Source organism: Sphingomonas fucosidasi (assembly GCF_036663855.1).
Classification (GTDB): Bacteria; Pseudomonadota; Alphaproteobacteria; order Sphingomonadales; family Sphingomonadaceae; genus Sphingomonas; species Sphingomonas faeni_B.
This window is the reverse complement of sequence record NZ_JAXOJR010000002.1, coordinates 218,980-238,030: the sequence shown is the minus strand read 5'-3', so window position 1 is coordinate 238,030 and position 19,051 is coordinate 218,980. Positions and strand designations below refer to the sequence as shown.

General features: G+C 65.9%; 19 protein-coding genes and 1 tRNA gene. 9 read left to right on the top strand and 11 right to left on the bottom strand.

All coding sequences use genetic code 11. The annotated features are described in order from the left end of the window. Window positions 1-61: 61 nt before the first annotated feature. The 4 genes from U1737_RS04575 to U1737_RS04560 all read right to left on the bottom strand — a co-directional run bounded on the left by U1737_RS04575 (window position 62) and on the right by U1737_RS04560 (window position 4,033). Complete coding sequence (locus U1737_RS04575; protein ID WP_332795780.1) at window positions 62-1,282, bottom strand: dihydroorotase; 1,221 nt, start codon at window positions 1,280-1,282, stop codon at window positions 62-64. Further along, window positions 1,279-2,265, bottom strand: coding sequence for an aspartate carbamoyltransferase catalytic subunit (locus U1737_RS04570; protein WP_332795779.1), 987 nt, complete (start codon window positions 2,263-2,265; stop codon window positions 1,279-1,281). The genes U1737_RS04575 and U1737_RS04570 overlap by 4 nt, the downstream gene beginning before the upstream one ends. A 194-nt stretch (window positions 2,266-2,459) precedes the next feature. Further along, entirely contained in the window at window positions 2,460-2,927 is a 468-nt protein-coding gene (ruvX, locus tag U1737_RS04565) for a Holliday junction resolvase RuvX (protein WP_332795778.1), read from the bottom strand. Further along, window positions 2,924-4,033, bottom strand: coding sequence for a DUF3089 domain-containing protein (locus tag U1737_RS04560; RefSeq protein WP_332795777.1), 1,110 nt, complete (start codon window positions 4,031-4,033; stop codon window positions 2,924-2,926). The genes ruvX and U1737_RS04560 overlap by 4 nt, the downstream gene beginning before the upstream one ends. Window positions 4,034-4,282: 249 nt before the next feature. Between U1737_RS04560 and gatC the strand changes: the two genes are divergently transcribed. From gatC to gatB, 3 genes are read left to right on the top strand one after another with little or no spacing between them, the layout of a single operon-like run. Further along, window positions 4,283-4,585, top strand: a complete 303-nt coding sequence (gene gatC, locus U1737_RS04555; RefSeq protein WP_128453046.1) for an Asp-tRNA(Asn)/Glu-tRNA(Gln) amidotransferase subunit GatC — start codon at window positions 4,283-4,285, stop codon at window positions 4,583-4,585. Beyond that, a complete protein-coding gene (gene gatA / locus U1737_RS04550; protein WP_332795776.1) occupies window positions 4,585-6,069 on the top strand; it encodes an Asp-tRNA(Asn)/Glu-tRNA(Gln) amidotransferase subunit GatA in 1,485 nt (494 codons plus the stop codon). Before gatC ends, gatA begins: the two co-directional genes overlap by 1 nt. Before the next feature lies 1 nt (window position 6,070). Continuing rightward, window positions 6,071-7,552 (top strand): Asp-tRNA(Asn)/Glu-tRNA(Gln) amidotransferase subunit GatB, encoded by a 1,482-nt coding sequence (gatB, locus tag U1737_RS04545; RefSeq protein WP_332795775.1) that lies wholly within the window; start codon window positions 6,071-6,073, stop codon window positions 7,550-7,552. Window positions 7,553-7,871: 319 nt separating this feature from the next. Here the strand turns inward: gatB and U1737_RS04540 are convergent, their stop codons facing one another. From U1737_RS04540 to U1737_RS04530, 3 genes are all read right to left on the bottom strand, one after another. Further along, complete coding sequence (locus U1737_RS04540) at window positions 7,872-8,438, bottom strand: retropepsin-like aspartic protease family protein (RefSeq protein WP_248522016.1); 567 nt, start codon at window positions 8,436-8,438, stop codon at window positions 7,872-7,874. A 136-nt stretch (window positions 8,439-8,574) separates the two neighbouring features. Further along, a complete protein-coding gene (locus U1737_RS04535; RefSeq protein ID WP_332795774.1) occupies window positions 8,575-8,793 on the bottom strand; it encodes a hypothetical protein in 219 nt (72 codons plus the stop codon). A 2-nt stretch (window positions 8,794-8,795) separates the two neighbouring features. After that, the gene (locus tag U1737_RS04530) at window positions 8,796-8,951 is read right to left on the bottom strand and encodes a hypothetical protein (protein WP_248522013.1); all 156 of its coding nucleotides are present in this window, start codon (window positions 8,949-8,951) and stop codon (window positions 8,796-8,798) included. Between the two features lie 122 nt (window positions 8,952-9,073). Between U1737_RS04530 and U1737_RS04525 the strand changes: the two genes are divergently transcribed. The 5 genes from U1737_RS04525 (at window position 9,074) to clpX (ending at window position 14,466) form a co-directional block, all read left to right on the top strand. Further along, window positions 9,074-9,158 (top strand) — tRNA-Leu (locus tag U1737_RS04525). A 67-nt stretch (window positions 9,159-9,225) separates the two neighbouring features. Next, entirely contained in the window at window positions 9,226-10,881 is a 1,656-nt protein-coding gene (tig, locus tag U1737_RS04520; protein ID WP_332795773.1) for a trigger factor, read from the top strand. A 321-nt stretch (window positions 10,882-11,202) separates the two neighbouring features. Then, window positions 11,203-12,129: a glycosyltransferase family 2 protein gene (locus U1737_RS04515; protein WP_248522009.1), complete on the top strand. Its 927-nt coding sequence runs from the start codon at window positions 11,203-11,205 to the stop codon at window positions 12,127-12,129. A gap of 258 nt (window positions 12,130-12,387) precedes the next feature. Beyond that, window positions 12,388-13,077 carry an ATP-dependent Clp protease proteolytic subunit gene (locus U1737_RS04510; RefSeq protein WP_128453039.1) on the top strand — a complete coding sequence of 230 codons (690 nt, stop codon included), beginning with the start codon at window positions 12,388-12,390 and terminating at the stop codon, window positions 13,075-13,077. A 123-nt stretch (window positions 13,078-13,200) separates the two neighbouring features. Further along, complete coding sequence (gene clpX, locus U1737_RS04505; protein WP_056048170.1) at window positions 13,201-14,466, top strand: ATP-dependent Clp protease ATP-binding subunit ClpX; 1,266 nt, start codon at window positions 13,201-13,203, stop codon at window positions 14,464-14,466. Window positions 14,467-14,894: 428 nt separating this feature from the next. Here the strand turns inward: clpX and U1737_RS04500 are convergent, their stop codons facing one another. Then, entirely contained in the window at window positions 14,895-15,347 is a 453-nt protein-coding gene (locus U1737_RS04500; protein ID WP_332795772.1) for a hypothetical protein, read from the bottom strand. Window positions 15,348-15,448: 101 nt separating this feature from the next. Here U1737_RS04500 and U1737_RS04495 point away from each other — a divergent pair, with 101 nt between their 5' ends. Beyond that, window positions 15,449-16,573 (top strand): calcium:cation antiporter, encoded by a 1,125-nt coding sequence (locus U1737_RS04495; RefSeq protein WP_332795771.1) that lies wholly within the window; start codon window positions 15,449-15,451, stop codon window positions 16,571-16,573. Window positions 16,574-16,575: 2 nt separating this feature from the next. Here the strand turns inward: U1737_RS04495 and U1737_RS04490 are convergent, their stop codons facing one another. From U1737_RS04490 to U1737_RS04480, 3 genes are read right to left on the bottom strand one after another with little or no spacing between them, the layout of a single operon-like run. After that, window positions 16,576-16,959: a c-type cytochrome gene (locus U1737_RS04490; protein WP_248522001.1), complete on the bottom strand. Its 384-nt coding sequence runs from the start codon at window positions 16,957-16,959 to the stop codon at window positions 16,576-16,578. Continuing rightward, window positions 16,956-17,276: a hypothetical protein gene (locus U1737_RS04485; protein ID WP_332795770.1), complete on the bottom strand. Its 321-nt coding sequence runs from the start codon at window positions 17,274-17,276 to the stop codon at window positions 16,956-16,958. Before U1737_RS04485 ends, U1737_RS04490 begins: the two co-directional genes overlap by 4 nt. After that, window positions 17,273-18,997, bottom strand: a complete 1,725-nt coding sequence (locus U1737_RS04480; protein ID WP_332795769.1) for a M1 family metallopeptidase — start codon at window positions 18,995-18,997, stop codon at window positions 17,273-17,275. Before U1737_RS04480 ends, U1737_RS04485 begins: the two co-directional genes overlap by 4 nt. Between the last annotated feature and the right edge of the window lie 54 nt (window positions 18,998-19,051).

Below are 19,051 nucleotides of genomic sequence, written 5' to 3'. Positions count from 1 at the left end.
CGTTCCCCAATTGGGCCCCGGCCTGCGCCGGGGTGGTGTTGGTGGGGTGTCGCCCGCGGCCTCACCGAACCTCGCGGCCACCCTTCCACAACCGCAACACGCGCCCCTGCACCGGCAAGCCATCGAACGGCGTATTCCCCGCCTCGGCCAGGAACTCTTCCCCGACGATCTGCCACGGCGCCTGTTGATCGAACAGCATCAGGTCGGCCGGCTTGCCCGCCTCCAGCGTCCCCGTATCGAGTCCCAGCACGCGCGCCGGATTCCGCGCCAGCAGCGCGAACAGGCGTTCGAGCGTCAGCAACTCGTCGCGCACCAGCATCAGCGCGAGTGGCAGCAACGTCTCCGCACCGGCCATCCCGCTGCTCGAATCGGTGAACGGCAGCCGCTTTTCCTCCGGCCCGCGCGGCTCGTGTCCCGAACACAGCACGTCGATCGTCCCGTCGGCGATCGCGTCCAGCGCCGCCCGTCGATCACCCTCTGCACGCAAAGGCGGGGACAGCAGCGCGAACGACCGGAAATCGCTGACCGCGATCTCCGAAAGATGCAGGTGGGCAGGCGTGATCCCGCAGGTGACCGCGACGCCGCGACGCTTGGCCGCACGGATCAGGTCGAAGCCCGCCGCGGTCGTCACCTGGCGGATATGGAGACGCGCGCCGGTATCCTCGGCGAGCATCAGGTCGCGCGCGATCGCCAGTGCTTCGGCCACCGCAGGCGCGGCGGGCAGGCCGAGCCGCGTCGCCGTCTCGCCCTCGGTCGCGACGGCACCGGCGGTGAGCCCGCCATCTTCGGCGTGCGCGACGACCGTCACGTGCAGGTCGCGCGCATAGGCGAGCACGCGCCGCATCACGCCGCTGTCGGCGATCCAGTGTTTTCCCGTCCCGACCGCCTTCGCGCCCGCCGACACGCAGATCGCCATCTCCGCGAGGTCATGGCCTTCGAGCCCACGTGTGGCGGCAGCGATCGGGTGGATCCAGAGATCTGGCTTGCCGATCAAGGCGGCGCGCTGGACGATGCCGGGATCGTCGAGCACCGGCGACTGGTCGGGCATGAGGCCGATCCGAACAATCCCGCCGGCGCGGAACGCGGCACGGTCGACCTTCGCGACGCCGAGATCGACGATCCCCGGCGCGACGGTCTTGCCGGCGCAGTCGACGATCTCGGCATCGGCGGGAATATCGACGATGCCGGTCGCGACGATCACGCCGTCGCGAACCAGCACATTGCCGTTCGTCACGCCGCCGACGGGGCAGGCGAGCGTGGCGTTGGTGAGTGCGAGGATCATGCCCAACCCTCCACGCCGCGCGCTCTTCGTGTCAGCACGTCGAGGCAGGCCATGCGGACGGCGACCCCCATCTCGACCTGTTCGGTGATCGCCGAGCGCACATGATCCGCGACCGCCGAGTCGATCTCGACGCCGCGGTTCATCGGGCCGGGGTGCATCACCAGCGCGTCGGGCGCAGCCTTCGCCAGCCGGTCGAGCGTCAGCCCGTAGCGAAGCCGATATTCGCGCGTGGAGGGCACATAGGCGCCGTCCATCCGCTCGTTCTGGAGCCGGAGCATCATCACCACGTCGGCGCCCTCCAGCGCCTTGTCGAAATCGGTAAACGCGGTGACGCCCATCCGCTCGATCATCGGCGGCATCAGCGTCGATGGTGCACACACGCGCACCTCGGCGGCGAGCGCGATGAGTGCGAGGATGTTCGAGCGCGCGACCCGGCTGTGGAGGAGGTCGCCGCAGATCACGACGCGTTGGCCTGCGATCGAGCCTTTGCGGCGGCGGATCGTCAGCGCGTCGAGCAGGGCTTGCGTGGGGTGCTCGTGCCGTCCATCGCCAGCGTTCAGGACGGGGCAGTCGACCTTGTCCGCGATCAGTCGCACCGCGCCCGACGACATGTGCCGGATCACGATCACGTCGGCGCGCATCGCGTTGAGCGTCATCGCGGTGTCGATCAGCGTCTCGCCCTTCTTCACGCTCGACTGCGCCGCGTGCATGTTGACGACGTCCGCGCCCAGCCGCTTCCCCGCGATCTCGAACGACAGCAGCGTCCGCGTCGAGTTCTCGAAGAACGCGTTGATCTGGGTGAGGCCGGCGAGCCGCTTGTCGGGCGTCGCATGCGTACGGTTCGCGCCGACCCACGTCTCCGCCTCGTCGAGCAGGAACGCGATCTCATGGGGCTGGAGCCCATCGATGCCGGTGAGATGCCGGTGCGGGAAGACGGCGCCGCCTTCGATGAGGGCGGCGGGGCGGTGATCTGAGGTTCGCATTAAAGCCGCGGGATAGTGGCCGCCGGGGCAGGGGGCAAGGCTTTCAAAGGCTCGCGATCCTCCCCCGCAAGGGGGAGGTGGCACCGCAGGTGACGGAGGGGGAGGACACGGAACAGACGTTTGCCCTTTCCTCCCCCTCCGTCTGGCAAGCGCCAGCCACCTCCCCCTTGCGGGGGAGGATCGTTGGGGGCGCCTCAGATCTGGGCCGTAACCAGCGCGTCGATCGCGCCCTGGAGGATGTAGGCGGCGGCCATCTTGTCGACGAGTTCGGCACGTTTGGCGCGGCTCGCGTCCTGTTCGATCAGCGTGCGGGTGACGGCCACGGTCGACCAGCGTTCGTCCTGGAGCAAAATCGGCAGCCCCATATCCTTGAGGTTCTGCGCGAACGCGCGCGTCGATTGCGAGCGCGGGCTTTCGCTGCCGTCGAGGTTGATCGGCAGGCCGATGACGATGCCGACGACCGCCTGCGCCTTGATGAGCTCGGCGAGTGCGGCCTTGTCCTTCTGGAACTTGGTGCGGCGGATCAGGATTGCAGGGCTCGCGAACGACCAGCCTGCATCGCAGAGCGCGGTGCCGATCGTCTTGGTGCCGACGTCGAGGCCGATCAGCCGGCCGCCATTGGGGAGCGCGTCGCGGAACTGCGCCGCGAAGAGCGTGATCATCGCGCGAAAGCCTTCAGGCGACGGTTGGCGTCGGCGCGGATGTTCGCCCAGAACAGGCTGTAGTCGTAGACGTGATAGTTGTTGCCGGGCAGCACGTAGGGTCCGAGGTTGGGACCTTCGCCGATCAGCAGGAATCCGCGATCGGCGCAGCGCGCGGGCACGCTGCCGATCGCGATCGTTGCGGTCTTCAGATCGGCGGAGGGGACGAGCGTGCCGAGGTTCGCGGTCGCGGGCGCGGTCGCGTCGGCGGTGCCGGTTAGCGGGTTGGTGCACACCATCGGCGTGGCTTTCCGCGGGCGGCCGTCGAAGCCAGTGGTCTGGTCATAGGCGTCGACGATCAGCGCGGGGTCGGCGGGCTCGGCGAAACTCTCCCAGGACAGGATGCATCCGGTCTGGTCGGCGGCGCGGCATTCGGCGAGGCCCATGCGCGGCAAGTCGGTCGCGCGCGAGACGGGCCAGCCGACGACATACGCCGCGACGATCCGCGCCTTCAGCTTGGGGTCGGTGGCGATGCGGTCGCGGAGCAGGCGGGTAAGGTGGAGCGCGCCCTGGCTATGGCCGGCGAGGATGATCGGACGGGTCGGGCCGGCTTCGGTGAGAAAACGGTCGAAGGCGGCGGACACGTCGCCATATGCCAGCGCCAGCGCGCGTTCGCTGTCGGCCTCGCTGGTCAGGAACGCGCCGAACGTCGCCTGGCGATAGCGCGGTGCCCAGATGTCGCCGGCCTCGTTGAACGCGCTCGCCTGGCCGCGCAGGAACAGTTCGGCGCGTGCGTTGGTCTCGGGGTCGTCGATCGGCGCGTTCCAGTGGTCGCGGTTGATGTACGAGGTCGGGTGGATGAAGAAGATCGCCGCGCCGGTGTTCGGCTTGCCGGGGGCGTAACCGGGGGGCGTCCAGAGCGCCGGATTGCCGGGCGTATCGGGCCGCGCGAGCCACATGATCTTGCGCGCGTAGATGTTGCGCGGGGCCTCGCGTTGCGCCTGGAACGTCTCGCGCGGGACCATCGCGATCCGGATCAACTCCGTCCCGTAGAGGCGATAGGCGAGCAATGCGGCGATCGCGAGGACGATCATCGCGGCAACGAAATAGAGAAATTTGCGGGCCAAGCGGGACCTTCCGTGCAGGCGGTGTCGCTCCCGTGCCGGAAGCGGGGGAAGGTTGCAACGGGCGCCTTCACGATCCTCCCCCGGCAGGGGGGGGCTGGCCCTTGCCAGACGGAGGGGGAGGACACGGAACAGGGGTTACCCTTACCTCCCCCTCCGTCGCTTCGCGCCACCTCCCCCTGGCGGGGGAGGATTGCATCTCGGGCGGGAAACATATTGCGCCCCCGCCGCGCCGGGTGCTAGCCGCACGGCATGTCCGTAGATACTGCAACCGTGAAGCGGATCGCGAGCCTTGCGCGCATCGCGATCACCGACGAGGACGCCGCCCGCATGGCGCCGGAACTCGGAAACATCCTTGGCTGGATCGAGATGCTGGGCGAGGTCGACACGACCGGCGTCGAGCCGATGACCGCCGTCATCCCCAACACGCTGCGGCTGCGCGACGACGTCGTCAACGCCGACCCGCTGACCGGCGGCGGCATCCGCGAGCAGGTCCTCGCCAACGCGCCCGTGGCCGAACACGGGTTCTTCGCCGTGCCGAAGGTGATCGAATAATGACCGACCTTACTGATCTCGGGATCGCAGGGATCCGCGACGGCGTCCGCGATGGCAGCTTCAAGGCGCGTGAAGTCGCCGACGCGTTCATCGTAAAGGTGAGCAAGGCCAAGGCATTGAACGCGTTTCTCGTCGAGACGCCTGAGCACGCGATCGCCGCCGCCACTGCTGCCGACACCGCGCGCGAAGCCGGCGAGACGCTCAAGCCGCTGGCCGGCGTGCCGATCGGCATGAAGGACCTGTTCTGCACCAAGGGCGTCACGACGACCGCGGCGAGCCACATCCTCGAAGGCTTTACGCCGACCTACGAGTCGACCGTATCGCAGAACCTGTGGAACGCGGGCGCGGGGATGCTCGGCAAGCTGAACATGGACCAGTTCGCGATGGGCTCGTCGAACGAAACGTCGGCGTTCGGCAACGTGATCTCGCCGTGGAAGCGCAACGACGGCGGCAACGCCTCGCTGGCACCCGGCGGATCGTCGGGTGGTTCGTCGTCGGCGGTCGCCGCACGGCTCTGCCCCGGCGCGACGGGCACCGACACCGGCGGCTCGATCCGTCAGCCCGCCGCCTTCACCGGGATCAGCGGCATCAAGCCCACCTATGGCCGCTGCTCGCGCTGGGGGACGATCGCGTTCGCCTCGTCGCTCGACCAGGCCGGGCCGATGGCGCGCGACGTTCGGGACTGCGCGATCCTGCTCGAGGCGATGGCCGGGTTCGACGCGAAGGACGGCACCTCGCTGCAGCTCGACGTGCCGAAATGGGAAGCGGGTTTGTCCGGCAATCTGAGCGGCCTGCGCGTCGGTATTCCCAAGGAATATCGCGTCGACGGGATGCCCGAGGAGATCGAGGCGCTCTGGCAGCAGGGTATCGACTGGCTGAAGGATGCCGGCGCGACGATCGTCGAGGTCTCGCTCCCACACACCAAATACGCGCTGCCGGCGTACTACATCATCGCGCCCGCCGAGGCGTCGTCGAACCTCGCGCGATATGACGGCGTCCGCTACGGGATCCGCGACCTGCCGACCGGCGCCGGCTTGCAGGACATGTACGCCGCCACCCGCGCCGACGGCTTCGGCCCCGAGGTGAAGCGCCGCATCATGATCGGCACCTATGTGCTGTCGGCGGGCTTCTACGACGCCTATTATACGCAGGCGCAGAAGGTCCGGACGCTGATCGCGCGCGATTTCGAGCGGGCTTGGGAGATGTGCGACGTGCTGCTGACGCCGACCGCACCCTCGGCGGCGTTCGCGCTGGGCGAGAAGTCGGCCGATCCGATCGCAATGTACCTGAACGACGTCTTCACCGTGCCGTCGTCGCTGGCGGGTCTGCCGGCGATGTCGGTGCCGGGCGGTCTCGACAAGCAGGGCCTGCCGCTGGGCTTGCAGATCATCGGCAAGCCGCTCGACGAACAAGGCGTGCTGAACGCAGGGCTCGCGATCGAACAGCGGGCAGGATTTACCGCGCGACCAGAGGCTTGGTGGTAACATGAGCGATTATCGTATCCAGGGCGACACCGGCGAGTGGGAGGTCGTGGTCGGCCTCGAAGTGCACGCGCAGGTGACGTCGAACGCCAAGCTCTTCTCGGGCGCGGCGACCGCGTTCGGCGCCGAGCCCAACACGCAGGTGAGCCTCGTCGACGCGGCGATGCCGGGCATGCTGCCGGTACCGAACCGCGAATGCATCCGCCAGGCGGTCCGCACCGGCATGGCGATCGAGGCGCAGATCAACAAATGGTCGCGGTTCGACCGGAAGAACTATTTCTACGCCGATCTTCCGCAGGGCTATCAGATCAGCCAGCTCTATCATCCGATCGTGGGTGAGGGCGCGATCGACATCAGCCTCGACGAGAAGAACCCCGATGCTGCGGGCAAGCGGATCGGCGTCGAGCGCATCCATGTCGAGCAGGATGCGGGCAAGCTGATGCACGACCAGCATCCGACTCAGTCGTACGTCGATCTCAATCGGTCGGGCGTCGCGCTGATGGAGATCGTGTCGAAGCCGGATCTCGCTTCGCCAGCGGAAACAGGGGCTTACCTACGCAAGCTGCGATCGATCCTGCGCTATGTCGGGTCGTGCGACGGCAATATGGAAGAAGGCTCGATGCGCGCCGACGTCAACGTCAGCGTGCGCAAGCCCGGCGACGAACTGGGCACGCGGACCGAGACGAAGAACGTCAACTCGGTGCGCTTCGTGATGGCGGTGGTCGAGCAGGAGGCCAAGCGCCAGGTCGAGGTGCTGGAGGCCGGCGGCAAGATCCAGCAGGAAACGCGGCTCTACGATCCCGACCGCAACGAGACGCGCTCGATGCGGTCGAAGGAAGACGCGCATGATTACCGCTACTTCCCTGATCCCGATCTTTTGCCGCTGGTGCTCGACGATGCGTTTCTGGCCGAGTGCCGGGCTTCGCTGCCGGAGTTGCCGGACGCGAAGCGCGCGCGATACGAAGCGTTGGGAATCGCGCCGTATCAGGCGACGGTGCTGACCGCCGAGGTCGAGGCAGCACGGTGGTTCGACGCGTTGTTGGGTGCAGGCGTGAAGCCGGCGGCGGCGGCGAACTGGACGACGTCGGAGTTGTTCGGCGCGCTGAACCGGACGGGCAGGGACATCGAGAACTCGCCGGTGTCGCCGGCGCAGGCGGCGGAATTGCTGGGTCTGATCGCGGACGGCACGCTGTCGGGGAGCTTGGCCAAGCAGGTGTTCGAGGTGATGCTCGAAACTGGCGACGGCGCGGCGAAGGTGGTCGAGGATCGCGGGTTGAAGCAGACCAGCGATACCGGCGCGATCGAGGCCGTGATCGCCGAGGTTATGGCGGCGAATGCGGACAAGGTCGCCGATTATCGCGGTGGCAAGGACAAGCTGTTCGGGTTCTTCGTGGGCCAGACGATGAAGGCTATGGGGGGGAAGGCTAATCCTGCCGTGGTGAACGAGGTGCTGAAGGGGGCGCTCGGGGAGTCGGTGGCTTCGTAAGCTCTCGAACGTTTCTCCCGCGCGCTACCTCCCTCCCGCCCCTTTCCGTTCTCCCGCGAAAGCGGGAGTCCAGGATAACGGAGCGCAGCGCTGCTTGATTCCTGGGCCCCCGCGTTCGCGAGGGAAATAGCGGAAGTTTAGTTCGCCCGCTTCCACCACGCCCCACCCCGGCGAAGGCCGGGGCCCAGTTGGGGGACTTCGCTGATTGAGGGCGACGCACCGTTACTGCGACCTTTCCAACTGGGCCCCGGCCTTCGCCGGGGTGGCGGTAGTTGGGGCGGAGTTGGAGTGAAAATGGTAGCGGAGAAGGGGAGGGGGCTTATGTGCCATCCACCTTCTGCGGATGATGCGGCACCAAAATAAGCGTGTTCTCCTCCACGCGCCACGACGCCAGCCGCGACAGGAAGTTCATCCCCAGCACGTTGGTATCCCCAAACGCCGGCGACACCACCACCTGCAAGTCGCGCGCGACGATCGCGCCCAGCTTCAGCGCGGCGATCTTTCCGGTCTTGGCCGCGATCGAGCCATTGGCGGTCTGCAACACGATCGGCACCACGCCGACCCGCGCGTCGATTCCCGCAGCATCCGCGGTTGTCTCCGAAATCGCGGTGATCGTCGCGCCGCTGTCGATCAGCAGGCGTCGACTCACCCCGTCGATCGTCGCGCGCGCCCAGAAATGTCCGTCCGGCGACATGCGGATGCGGACCTCACCGCCGACCACCTGCTGGTCCTCGATCTTCAGGAACCGCGCGATCTTGCCGACATACGGATCGAACTGGCGACGCTGATCGACCGCAACGAACAAAAGTCCGACGAGCACGAGCGTCATTGCCAGATTGACGAGCGTTCGAATGATGGGGATGCGCTGCGCTACGATCAGCAGCAATACGGCCAGCCCGAGCGCGACATAAAGGCTCTGATGCTCGGCGAAGGGAGGTATGGTGGAAATTATCGGATCCTGATCGGCGGGAATGGCTGCGTATTAGCTAGCCACCCCCACCTGTATGGTCGCTGACGCGGACTTACTGCGCGTCGCCGTCCTGGTTCTTCACATCGCCGCCGGTCCCGCCAACCCCGTCGGGCAAGCCAGTATCGGTGAACGTCTCGGGCTCGTCGCCGCCGTCACCGCGCTCGACCGCGTCGGAGCGCGACTTCACCGCCTGTTCGATGTCGCTGCGGGTATCCTCGTCACGATCCTCGGGAAGCGTGTCCGGATTCGTGCCGGGATGCGGATCGGCCATGCTCAGAACTCGGGCTGCACGGGCGCGGGATCGTTCGACGGCGTGCCGGGGGCGGGGATGTCGATATCCGGTGCGGGCGGGTTGAACTCGGGCGGCGGTGCGGTCGGCTCGACCGGGGGCGTCGGGGTCGGGAATTCTGCCGGGGGTTGGGTAGCCATGATGTCTCTCCTTCTGGATGCCCAACGCGCGGAGTCGGACGGAGTTGCCGGGCGGAGTTGCCTATGTGCTTGCCCCCGCATGCATCGTTGGTATAGACGCGCCCGCTACGGCGATGTCCTGTGCGGGCGTGGCGGAACTGGTAGACGCGCTTGGTTTAGGTCCAAGTATCGCAAGATGTGGGGGTTCGAGTCCCTTCGCCCGCACCAGCCCGCCCGCAGGCGAGGCGACCGCCTGACGAAATTATCCCGAATGCTCTTATAACAAAGGCCGGACATGCAGACTGTCGAGACGTTGAACGAGGGCCTCAAGCGCGCCTTTACGCTCACCATCACCGCGAAGGATATCGATGCCAAGGTCGATGCCGAGCTGAAGCGCCTCGCGCCGCAGATGAAGATGCCGGGCTTTCGTCCGGGCAAGGTACCGGCAAACCTCATCCGCAAGATGCACGGCCCGGCGCTGACGCAGGACGCGCTGAACGCGGCGATCCAGGAGAGCGTCCAGACGCTCGTCGCCGAGAAGCAGCTTCGCCCGGCGATGCAGCCCTCGGTCGAGCTGGAAGACGGCTATGATCTCGGCAAGGACGCCGTGGTCAAGGTCGAGATGGAGGTCCTCCCGCAGGTCCCCGCACCCGCAATCGACGGCATCAAGCTTGAGCGCCTGACCGTGCCCGTCGCCGACGAGGCGGTCACCGAGCAGCTCCAGAAGTTCGCCGACCAGCAGAAGAAGTGGGACGACGCGGCCGACGATTACGTCGCCAAGATGGGTGACCTCGTCACCGTCGATTTCGTCGGCAAGACCGCCGACGGCGTCGCGTTCGAGGGTGGCACCGGCACCGACATGGGCGTCGAGCTGGGCGCGGGTCGCCTGATCCCTGGTTTCGAGGACCAGCTCGTCGGCGTGAAGACCGGCGACGACAAGGTCCTGAACGTGACCTTCCCCGAGGAGTATCAGGAGAAGTCGCTCGCGGGTCAGCCGGCGACGTTCGACATCACCGTCAAGTCGGTGAAGACCGCGGGCGAGAGCAAGATCGACGAGGATCTGGCCAAGTCGCTTGGTCTCGAGAGCCTCGAGCAGCTCACGGGCCTGCTCAAGGGCCAGATCGAGCAGGAGCATAACGGCCTCACGCGCACCCACATGAAGCGCAAGCTGCTCGACCAGCTCGCCGAGGGTCATGACTTCGAGGTTCCCCCGTCGATGGTCGAGGCCGAGTTCAACCAGATCTGGTCGCAGCTCCAGCACGAAGCCACGCACGAGGCCGACCCCGAGGCCGCGATGGCCGAGATGGAAGGCGAGCGCGACGATTACCGCAAGATCGCCGAGCGTCGCGTTCGTCTTGGCCTGCTCCTGTCGGAAATCGGGCAGGCGAACGGCGTCGAGGTGTCCAACCAGGAAATGCAGCGTCTGATGGCGCAGGCTGCCCAGCAATATCCTGCCGAGCAGCGTCAGCAGTTCATGCAGTATATCCAGCAGGAGCCGATGGCGGCCGCCCAGTTGCGCGCGCCGCTGTACGAGGACAAGGTCGTCGACTTCCTGTTCGAGAAGGCCGAGATCACCGACCGCGACGCCACGCGTGAGGAGCTTGAGGCTGCGATCGAGAGCGAGGACGGTTTCGCGAGCGGCACGCACACGCATGATCACGACAATCACAAGCCGAAGAAGAAGGCTGCTGCCAAGAAGAAGCCCGCTGCTTCTGACGAAGCCGTGACGGACGAGGCGCCTGCTTCGGACGCCGCGGCAGACGCCAAGCCCGCCAAGAAGGCGCCTGCCAAGAAGAAGGCGGCCCCTGTCGAAGCCGAGACGGCCGTGACGGAATCGTCGCCGGTTGCTGCCGAGAACGCAGAGGGCACCGAAGCTGCCGACGCACCGGTGAAGAAGCCGGCCGCGAAGAAGCCAGCTGCCAAGAAGGCTGCGACCAAGACCGAAGCATAACGCTTCCCCCCGTCATGCCGGCTCGTTCCGGCATCCACCGTTCCGCACACTCTCAAGCCGATGAGTGTGCGGAACGGTGGACCCCGGAACGGGTCCGGGGTGACGGATTGGGTAGGGCCGGTACCTTATAATACCACCTCCCCGGCGGAGGCCGGGGCCCAGTTGGAAAGGTAGCTGTAACGGCGCGCAAAGCTCCGTTATGGACCTTCCCCAACTGGGCCCGGCCTCCGCCGGGGAAGTGCGTTTTGGGATGGTTCGGTGACTGACGTTTTGCCTGCTGCTCGACCTCCGATGTCATCTTCAACTCCGCAAGGGCAGGGCATGACCGAACCGAGAATCGCCGTCCTGCTCCCGTGCTACAACGAGGAAGCCGCGATCGCGCAGACGATCGCCGGATTCCGCGAGGCGCTCCCGGGCGCCATCATCTACGTCTACGACAACAACAGCGCCGACCGCACGATCGAGGTCGCGCGCGCCGCCGGTGCTGTCGTCCGGACCGAGCGCATCCAGGGCAAGGGCGCCGTCGTGCGCCGCATGTTCGCCGACATCGACGCCGACATCTACGTGATGGCGGACGGCGACGCGACCTACGACGCCGCCTCCGCCCCGCACCTGGTCGCTCGCGTCCTCGACGAGCAGCTCGACATGGTCGTCGGCTCGCGCATTAGCCAGATCGAGCTCGCCTATCGCCGCGGGCATCGGTTCGGCAACGCGCTGCTCACCGGCATGCTCGCCCGCCTCTTCGGGCGGAGTTTTACCGACATCCTCTCGGGCTACAGGGTGTTCTCGCGCCGGTTCGTGAAGAGCTTCCCGTCGCTGTCGGCCGGATTCGAGATCGAGACCGAGATCAGCGTCCACGCGCTGGAACTCAAGATGCCGATCGGCGAGGTCGAGACGCCCTATTATGCGCGCCCCGAAGGCTCCGAATCGAAGCTCAGCACCTATGGCGACGGCTGGCGCATCCTGCGCACGATCATGACTCTCTACCGGATCGAGCGGCCGCTGTGGTTCTTCGGGATCATCGGCGGCGTGTTCGGGACGCTCGCGCTGATCCTCGGCATCCCGCTGGTGCTGACCTATATCGAGATCCACCAGGTCCCGCGTTTCCCGACCGCGATCCTGATCACCGGCCTCGGCATCTTCGCCGCGCTCAACGTCTTCACGGGGTTGATCCTCGACACGGTCGTAAGAGGCCGCCGCGAAGTGCGACGTCTCGCATACCTGGCCTACCCAGCCCCGGGCATCTGACTCCCGCTCCATCCGGTTCTTGTAATCCTCCCCCGCAAGGGGGAGGTGGCTGGCCCTTGCCAGACGGAGGGGGCGGTAGGCGATGACCGCGGTACCGTGTCCTCCCCCTCCGTCGCCTTCGGCGCCACCTCCCCCTCCCCCTGGCGGGGGAGGATCGCTCAGCGTCTCTCACTCCCCGGTGGGAGAGGTGCGAAGGGCTTGAACTCCCCTTCCGGACCGCCGATGTTAGCGGTTCACTGGGGCATAAGAGAGATTTCCATGCACAATCCGTTCGAGACCGGCGATTTCGCGAGCCCGTTGGCCAGCGCCGGGCTCGGCCTGCAGCAGACGCAAGCAGGCCTGGTTCCCATCGTCATCGAGCAGTCGAACCGCGGCGAGCGTTCGTTCGACATCTTCTCGCGCCTCCTGCGCGAACGCATCATCTTCGTGACCGGTGGCGTCGAGGACGGTATGGCCTCGCTGATCACCGCGCAGCTGCTCTTCCTCGAGTCCGAGAACCCGAAGAAGGACATCTTCATGTACATCAACTCGCCGGGCGGCGTCGTCACGGCGGGCATGGCGATCCACGACACGATGCAGTATATCCGGCCACGCGTCGGCACGGTCTGCGTCGGCCAGGCGGCGTCGATGGGCAGCTTCCTGCTTGCATCGGGCGAGCCCGGTATGCGCGTCGCAATGACCAACGCGCGTATCATGATCCATCAGCCATCGGGTGGTGCACAGGGCATGGCCAGCGACATCGAGATTCAGGCCCGCGAGATCCTGCGGATTCGTAAGCGCATGAACGAGCTGTATGCCAAGTACACCGGCCAGCCGATCGAGGAGATCGAGCGCAAGATGGACCGCGACACGTTCCTGGAGGCCGAAGAGGCGAAGAGCTTCGGTCTTGTCGACGAGGTGTTCGACAAGCGTCCCGCCGTCGCCGACGATACGACTAAGCCGGCCTAACCGGGGCCCGCGTAAGGCGAATCGTAAGCCAAGCGGGTTTATTTGATTGAAGGAACTCCGGGGCGCGTTACGGTAGCGGCCCCGGAAACGGCACGTGCACCGACATGCGCGAGAGGTGATTGAATGACGAAGCTGAGCGGTGGCGATTCGAAGAGCACCCTCTATTGCTCGTTCTGCGGCAAGTCGCAGCATGAGGTGCGCAAGCTGATTGCGGGTCCAACCGTGTTCATCTGCGACGAGTGCGTCGAACTTTGCAACGACATCATCCGTGAGGAGACGAAGTCGGCATTGGTGTCCAAGAAGGACGGCGGCGTGCCGACTCCGCAGGAAATCTGCGACGTCCTCGACGATTACGTGATTGGCCAGAAGCGCGCCAAGCGCGTGCTGTCGGTGGCGGTGCACAATCACTACAAGCGGCTCAACCACGGTGCCAAGGGTGCCGATGTCGAGCTGTCCAAGTCGAACATCCTGCTCGTCGGCCCGACCGGGTGCGGCAAGACGCTGCTTGCGCAGACGCTCGCCCGCATTCTCGACGTGCCGTTCACGATGGCCGATGCGACGACGCTGACCGAAGCCGGTTACGTTGGCGAGGACGTCGAGAACATCATCCTCAAGCTGCTCCAGGCGTCGGACTACAACGTCGAACGGGCGCAGCGCGGGATCGTCTATATCGATGAGATCGACAAGATCTCGCGCAAGGCCGAGAATCCCTCGATCACGCGCGATGTGTCGGGCGAAGGCGTGCAGCAGGCGTTGCTCAAGCTCATGGAGGGCACCACCGCGTCGGTTCCTCCGCAGGGTGGCCGTAAGCATCCGCAGCAGGAATTCCTGCAGGTGGACACGACCAACATCCTGTTCATCTGCGGCGGTGCGTTCTCGGGTCTCGAGAAGATCATCGGCGATCGTCTCCAGGGCAAATCGATCGGCTTCGGCGCGTATGTCGCAGGGCCGGACGAGCGCAAGACGGGCGAGACGCTGAAGTCGGTCGAGCCCGAGGACCTGCTGAAGTTCGGTCTGATCCCCGAGTTCGTCGGTCGTCTGCCGGTGATCGCGACGCTCGAGGATCTCGATGTCGACGCGCTGGTGAAGATCCTGAAGGAGCCGAAGAACGCACTGGTCAAGCAGTACCAGAAGCTGTTCGAGATGGAGGACGTGGCACTCGGCTTCACCGACGACGCGCTGGTGTCGGTCGCCAAGAAGGGCATCGAACGCAAGACCGGCGCGCGCGGGCTTCGCTCGATCCTGGAGAGCATCCTGCTCGACACGATGTTCGACCTGCCCGGCATGGACGGCGTCGACGAGGTGATGATCGACAAGGACGTGATCGAAGGCCGCAAGGAACCGATCCGGGTTTATGCGGAGAAGAAGAAGACCGGCGACGCTGCTTAAGGCTTTGCTCGTTTGAGATAAGGAAAAGGGCGTCGAGCGATCGGCGCCTTTTTTCGGTTTTGGTGAGAGCGTTCGGTACGCAAACGCCCCACCCGTTGGGGTGAAGCTCGCCCATAAAAGCCGGTCCGTCATCCTGACGAAAGTCAGGACCCAGAGCCAAGAAGACCTGCGCTTTGTAACCCCGGATCCTGACTTTCGTCAGGATGACGGTCGGCATCGGCCCGGCGGAGATCGCTTCGATCCTCCCCTGCAAGGGGAGGTGGCGCGAAGCGACGGAGGGGTGATGGCCTATCGTGAGCGGGTCACCCCTCCGTCAGCGCCCTGCGCTGCCACCTCCCCTTGCAGGGGAGGATTTCTCGATGGGCCTGATCGACCTCTCGGTCGTCACCCATCGTCAGGGGAACGGTGAGAGCGGCTCCGACGCTATCTTAAGAAGCCAAAAGCCGAACCCGCTCCAGATCCTTTGGGCGCCCGAACAGCCTGAGCATTCCGGCTAGCTCCTCTCGCTCAGGCACGTAAACGACGGACCCCTCGACGAGGACAGGCACGCGCGTCCTCGGCAAAAGCTCCGTCCACCCAGCCGCCGTCGCAACATGAAACCCCGCCATGATCTCGACGACCAGAGGTGGCGTCTCCCACCGTCCGAACAGTGTCGATCGAAAGAGCGAACTCACGCCGTCCTCGATCGGAGTGATGTCGAGCTCATCCATCAGTCGCCGGGCATCGCCAACGCTCATAACAACATCGACATCGCCAACCTCGATCGGCGTCACCCCGTGAAGCGCCACCGCCGCGCTGGAAATGACCCACCACTGGTCCCGCGCATCCCGCATCGCCTCCGCCACCATCACCAGCGTTTTGTGAAGATCGGGCGCCAGCATCGCCGCAACCTAGCCGATCCTCACCCCGCCGCAATCGCTCCGACTCGGACCCTTATCGTCCCCTCACGCATTCGTTGTCCAAGTGGAACGAGGGAGCATGCATGACGATCGAAGTGGCCGACCGACCGAACGAACACGTGGTAGAAACAATGCCGGACCGCATGGCCCTTCCGATCTGGACGCTGATCGCCCCGGTTCTCGGCCTCGTCGCGGTTCTCGTCGGGCTTGCCAAGATGGGCACGCTCGGCACGGCCGCCGCCGTGATCGTCCTGATCGGCAGCGTACTCGCCGCGGTGCATCATGCGGAGGTGATCGCGCACAAGGTCGGCGAACCGTTCGGGACGCTCGTCCTCGCGATCGCCGTCACCGTGATCGAGGTATCGCTGATCGTCTCGCTGATGCTCTCCAACGCGGGCGACGCGACCACGCTTGCGCGCGACACGGTGTTCGCGGCGATCATGATCATCCTCAACTTCATCATCGGTATCTGCCTGCTCGCGGGCGCGGTACGGCATCACGAGCAGCGGTTCACGCTCAAGGGCATGACCGCGGCGTTAGGCGTGCTGGCGGCTATGGCGGTTCTGTCGCTGATCCTGCCAAATTATACGTCGTCAACGTCCGGGCCGACCTACGCGGCGTCGCAACTGATGTTCGTCGCGGTGGTGTCGCTGATCCTCTACGGTACGTTCGTGCTGGTGCAGACGGTGCGCCACCGCGATTATTTCCTGCCCTCGACCGACGACAAGGACGATCACGCCGCGCCGCCATCGGCGCGCGCGACGGGAATCGCGTTTGCGGCGTTGCTGGTCGCGCTGGTCTCGGTGGTGCTGCTTGCCAAGACGCTGTCGCCGACGATCGAGGCCGCGGTGCTCGGCGCTGGCCTGCCACTGACCGTGGTCGGTGTCGTAATCGCCGCGCTGGTGCTCGCGCCCGAAAGTCTCGCCGCGTACAAGTCCGCACGGCGCAACAGGCTGCAGACCAGCCTCAACCTCGCGCTCGGTTCTGCGCTGGCCACCATCGGCCTGACGATCCCGAGCGTGGCGATCGTGTCGCTAGTGCTCGACCTGCCGATCGCGCTCGGCATCGATGCGAAGAGCATGACGCTGCTCGCGCTGTCGCTGTTCGTGGCGACACTGTCGCTCGGCACCGGGCGGACGACAGTGTTGCAGGGCGTCGTCCACCTCGTGATCTTCGCCGCCTACCTGTTCACGACGGTGGTGCCGTAAACTCACGGGCCTTGCGTCGACAGATAGGCGATGACGTCGGCGCGGTCCTTCGGGTCGGACAGGCCCGCGAACCCCATCGTGGTACCGGGCACCATCCGCCGCGGATTGGCGAGCCATCGATCCATGCGCTCGGCGTCCCATGTGCCGCCGAGCGCTTTCAGTCCGGCGGTATACGAGAAGCGCGTACGCCGCTCGCCAACCGGGCCGCCCATCACCCCGTATAGATTAGGCCCGTCGGTGTCGGTCGCATATTGGCCGATCGTGTGACACGCGGTGCAGCGCCGGAACACGCGCTTGCCGTCGGCGATCCGGTCGCTCGCGGCATCAGGACCCGACCCGCATCCGGCCAGCGCGAGCGCCAGCAGAACCCAGCCCGCCGCCTTCATCGCTTCTGCCGCGCCGCCAAGGCAAGACCGGCAGCGATCTGTACCACCGCATAAAGACGCCGCCGACCGGGGCGATCGACGAACGGCGCGACGAGCTTCTCGGTCCCGAGCGCGTCGTCCTTCCAGAGATCGACGTGCCGGCGTGGCTGGATCAGGCCGATCAGGCCATCCCCAACCATGAAGATCGCCGCCATCTCCGCAGCGCGAGATCCCCAAGGCCCGTTCTCCCGCGAAGGCGGGAGTCCAGGGTCGCGGGCAGCGGCGTTCGTGGCTCCTGGCCCCCCGCCTTCGCGGGAGAACAGGGATGGGTCGGTCATTGGGGCTTGGCCTTCGCAGCTTGAGCAGCTTTCCAGGCGGCCACGTCTTCGAGCGCGACGCTACGCCGCAGAACCAGCGCGTCCGGATCGATCACGACATGCGCGCCAGCCGGGACCGACACTGTCGCCCTCCCGTCCGTCATCGGCAGCGTCCGCGTCTTCCCATCGATCTCCACCTGCACCGGCAGCGGGAAGGGGCCGTTACCGGGCACCTTCCACACCAGCGCGAGCGTGTTCGCGGTCCGCGTCTCGATCAGTTCGGGCAGCGCCGCCTGACGGAGATACACGTCGAAGAACCACGTATAATCCTTCCCCGTCACCTTCCGGACGAGCGCCTCATACTCCTTGGTCGACCCGAACCGCGGCGCGAAATTCCCCGGCTTCGGATCCCCGCGCCCGTAAACCGCCAGCCGCGTGACATCGAAGAACGCCCTGTCGCCGATCAGCCCCCGCAGCGTGTGGAGCATCCACGAGCCCTTGTAATAGATGTCCTGCCCAGCCCCGCCCTTGTCGAGTTCGTACACCTCCTCCTCGGTAGTGACGCGCTGCTGCGTGATCGGCTTGCGGTTCATGATCGACGCGCGCTCGGTCTGCATCATCGCCGCATAGCGCGCACGCCCCTCGCGCCACTGGCCGTATAGCGGCTGCATGTAGGTGCCATACCCCTCGTGCAGCCAGTAATCGTCCCAGTTGGCGGCGGTCAGCTGGTTGCCGAACCACTCGTGTGCGAACTCGTGCTGGAACAGCCAGTCGAACCCTTCCGGGGCCTTTTCGTAGCCGTTGCCGTAGGCGTTGATCGTCTGGTGCTCCATGCCCTTGTGCGGCGTCTCGACCACGCCGAGCTTCTCGTCGCCGAACGGGTAGGGGCCGATCATGCTCTCGAAGAAATCGAGCGTCGGCGCGAACTCGGCGAACAGCTTTTCGGCCTGCGCCTTCTCGCCCGGCAAATACCAGTAATACATCGGAATGCTGTTGCCGTAGCGGCTCTTGTACATGCCGCTGATCTCCTCGTACGGCCCGACGTTGAGCGCGATACCATAGGTGTTGGGATGCTTGGCACGCCAGTTCCACGTCGTCCGGCCATCCGCTAGCGTATCGACGCTGAGCAGCACGCCGTTCGACGGCGCCTTCAATCCCTTCGGCACGGTGATGTGGAGCGTGACCAGCGCGGGCTCGCCGGTCGGGAAGTCGAGGCACGGCCAGAACAGGTCGCAGCCATAGCCTTCCGCGGTCGTCGCGAACCAGGTCCGGCCATCGGGCGTCTTCGACCAGACCATCCCGTCGTCCCACGGCGCCTTCACCGCGACGTGCGGCGTGCCGCCATAGGTGATTTTGGCGGTGACCTTCTCGCCGGCCGCAACGGGTTTCGGCAGCGTGATCGTCAGCCGGCCTTCGGGATTGCTCCACGCCGAGGGGGCGAGCGGCACGCCGTCGATCGCGATCGCGCTGACAGGCAGGTTGCGGTCGAGGTCGATCGGCAGCCGGGTGAGGGGGGCTTTCGCGGTGAAGACCAAGGTCGCCACGCCGTTCAGGCTTTCCATCTCGGGCAACACCTCGAACGCGAGATCGGCGCTGTCGAAGCGCAGCGCGGTCTGCTCGGGAGTTAGCATTCCGCCTGAGCGCTGCGTCTGCGCAGTAATCGCGGGCTCGCCCTTTTTGGGAAGTGGCGCGGCGGCGAGGAGCGCGGTGGCGCTTGCGGCGAGAAGAAAACGCAAGATCATGTCGCGTTCTCGCGCTTGGGCGGCTCGCATACAAGTGCGATCCGGTACCTTCGT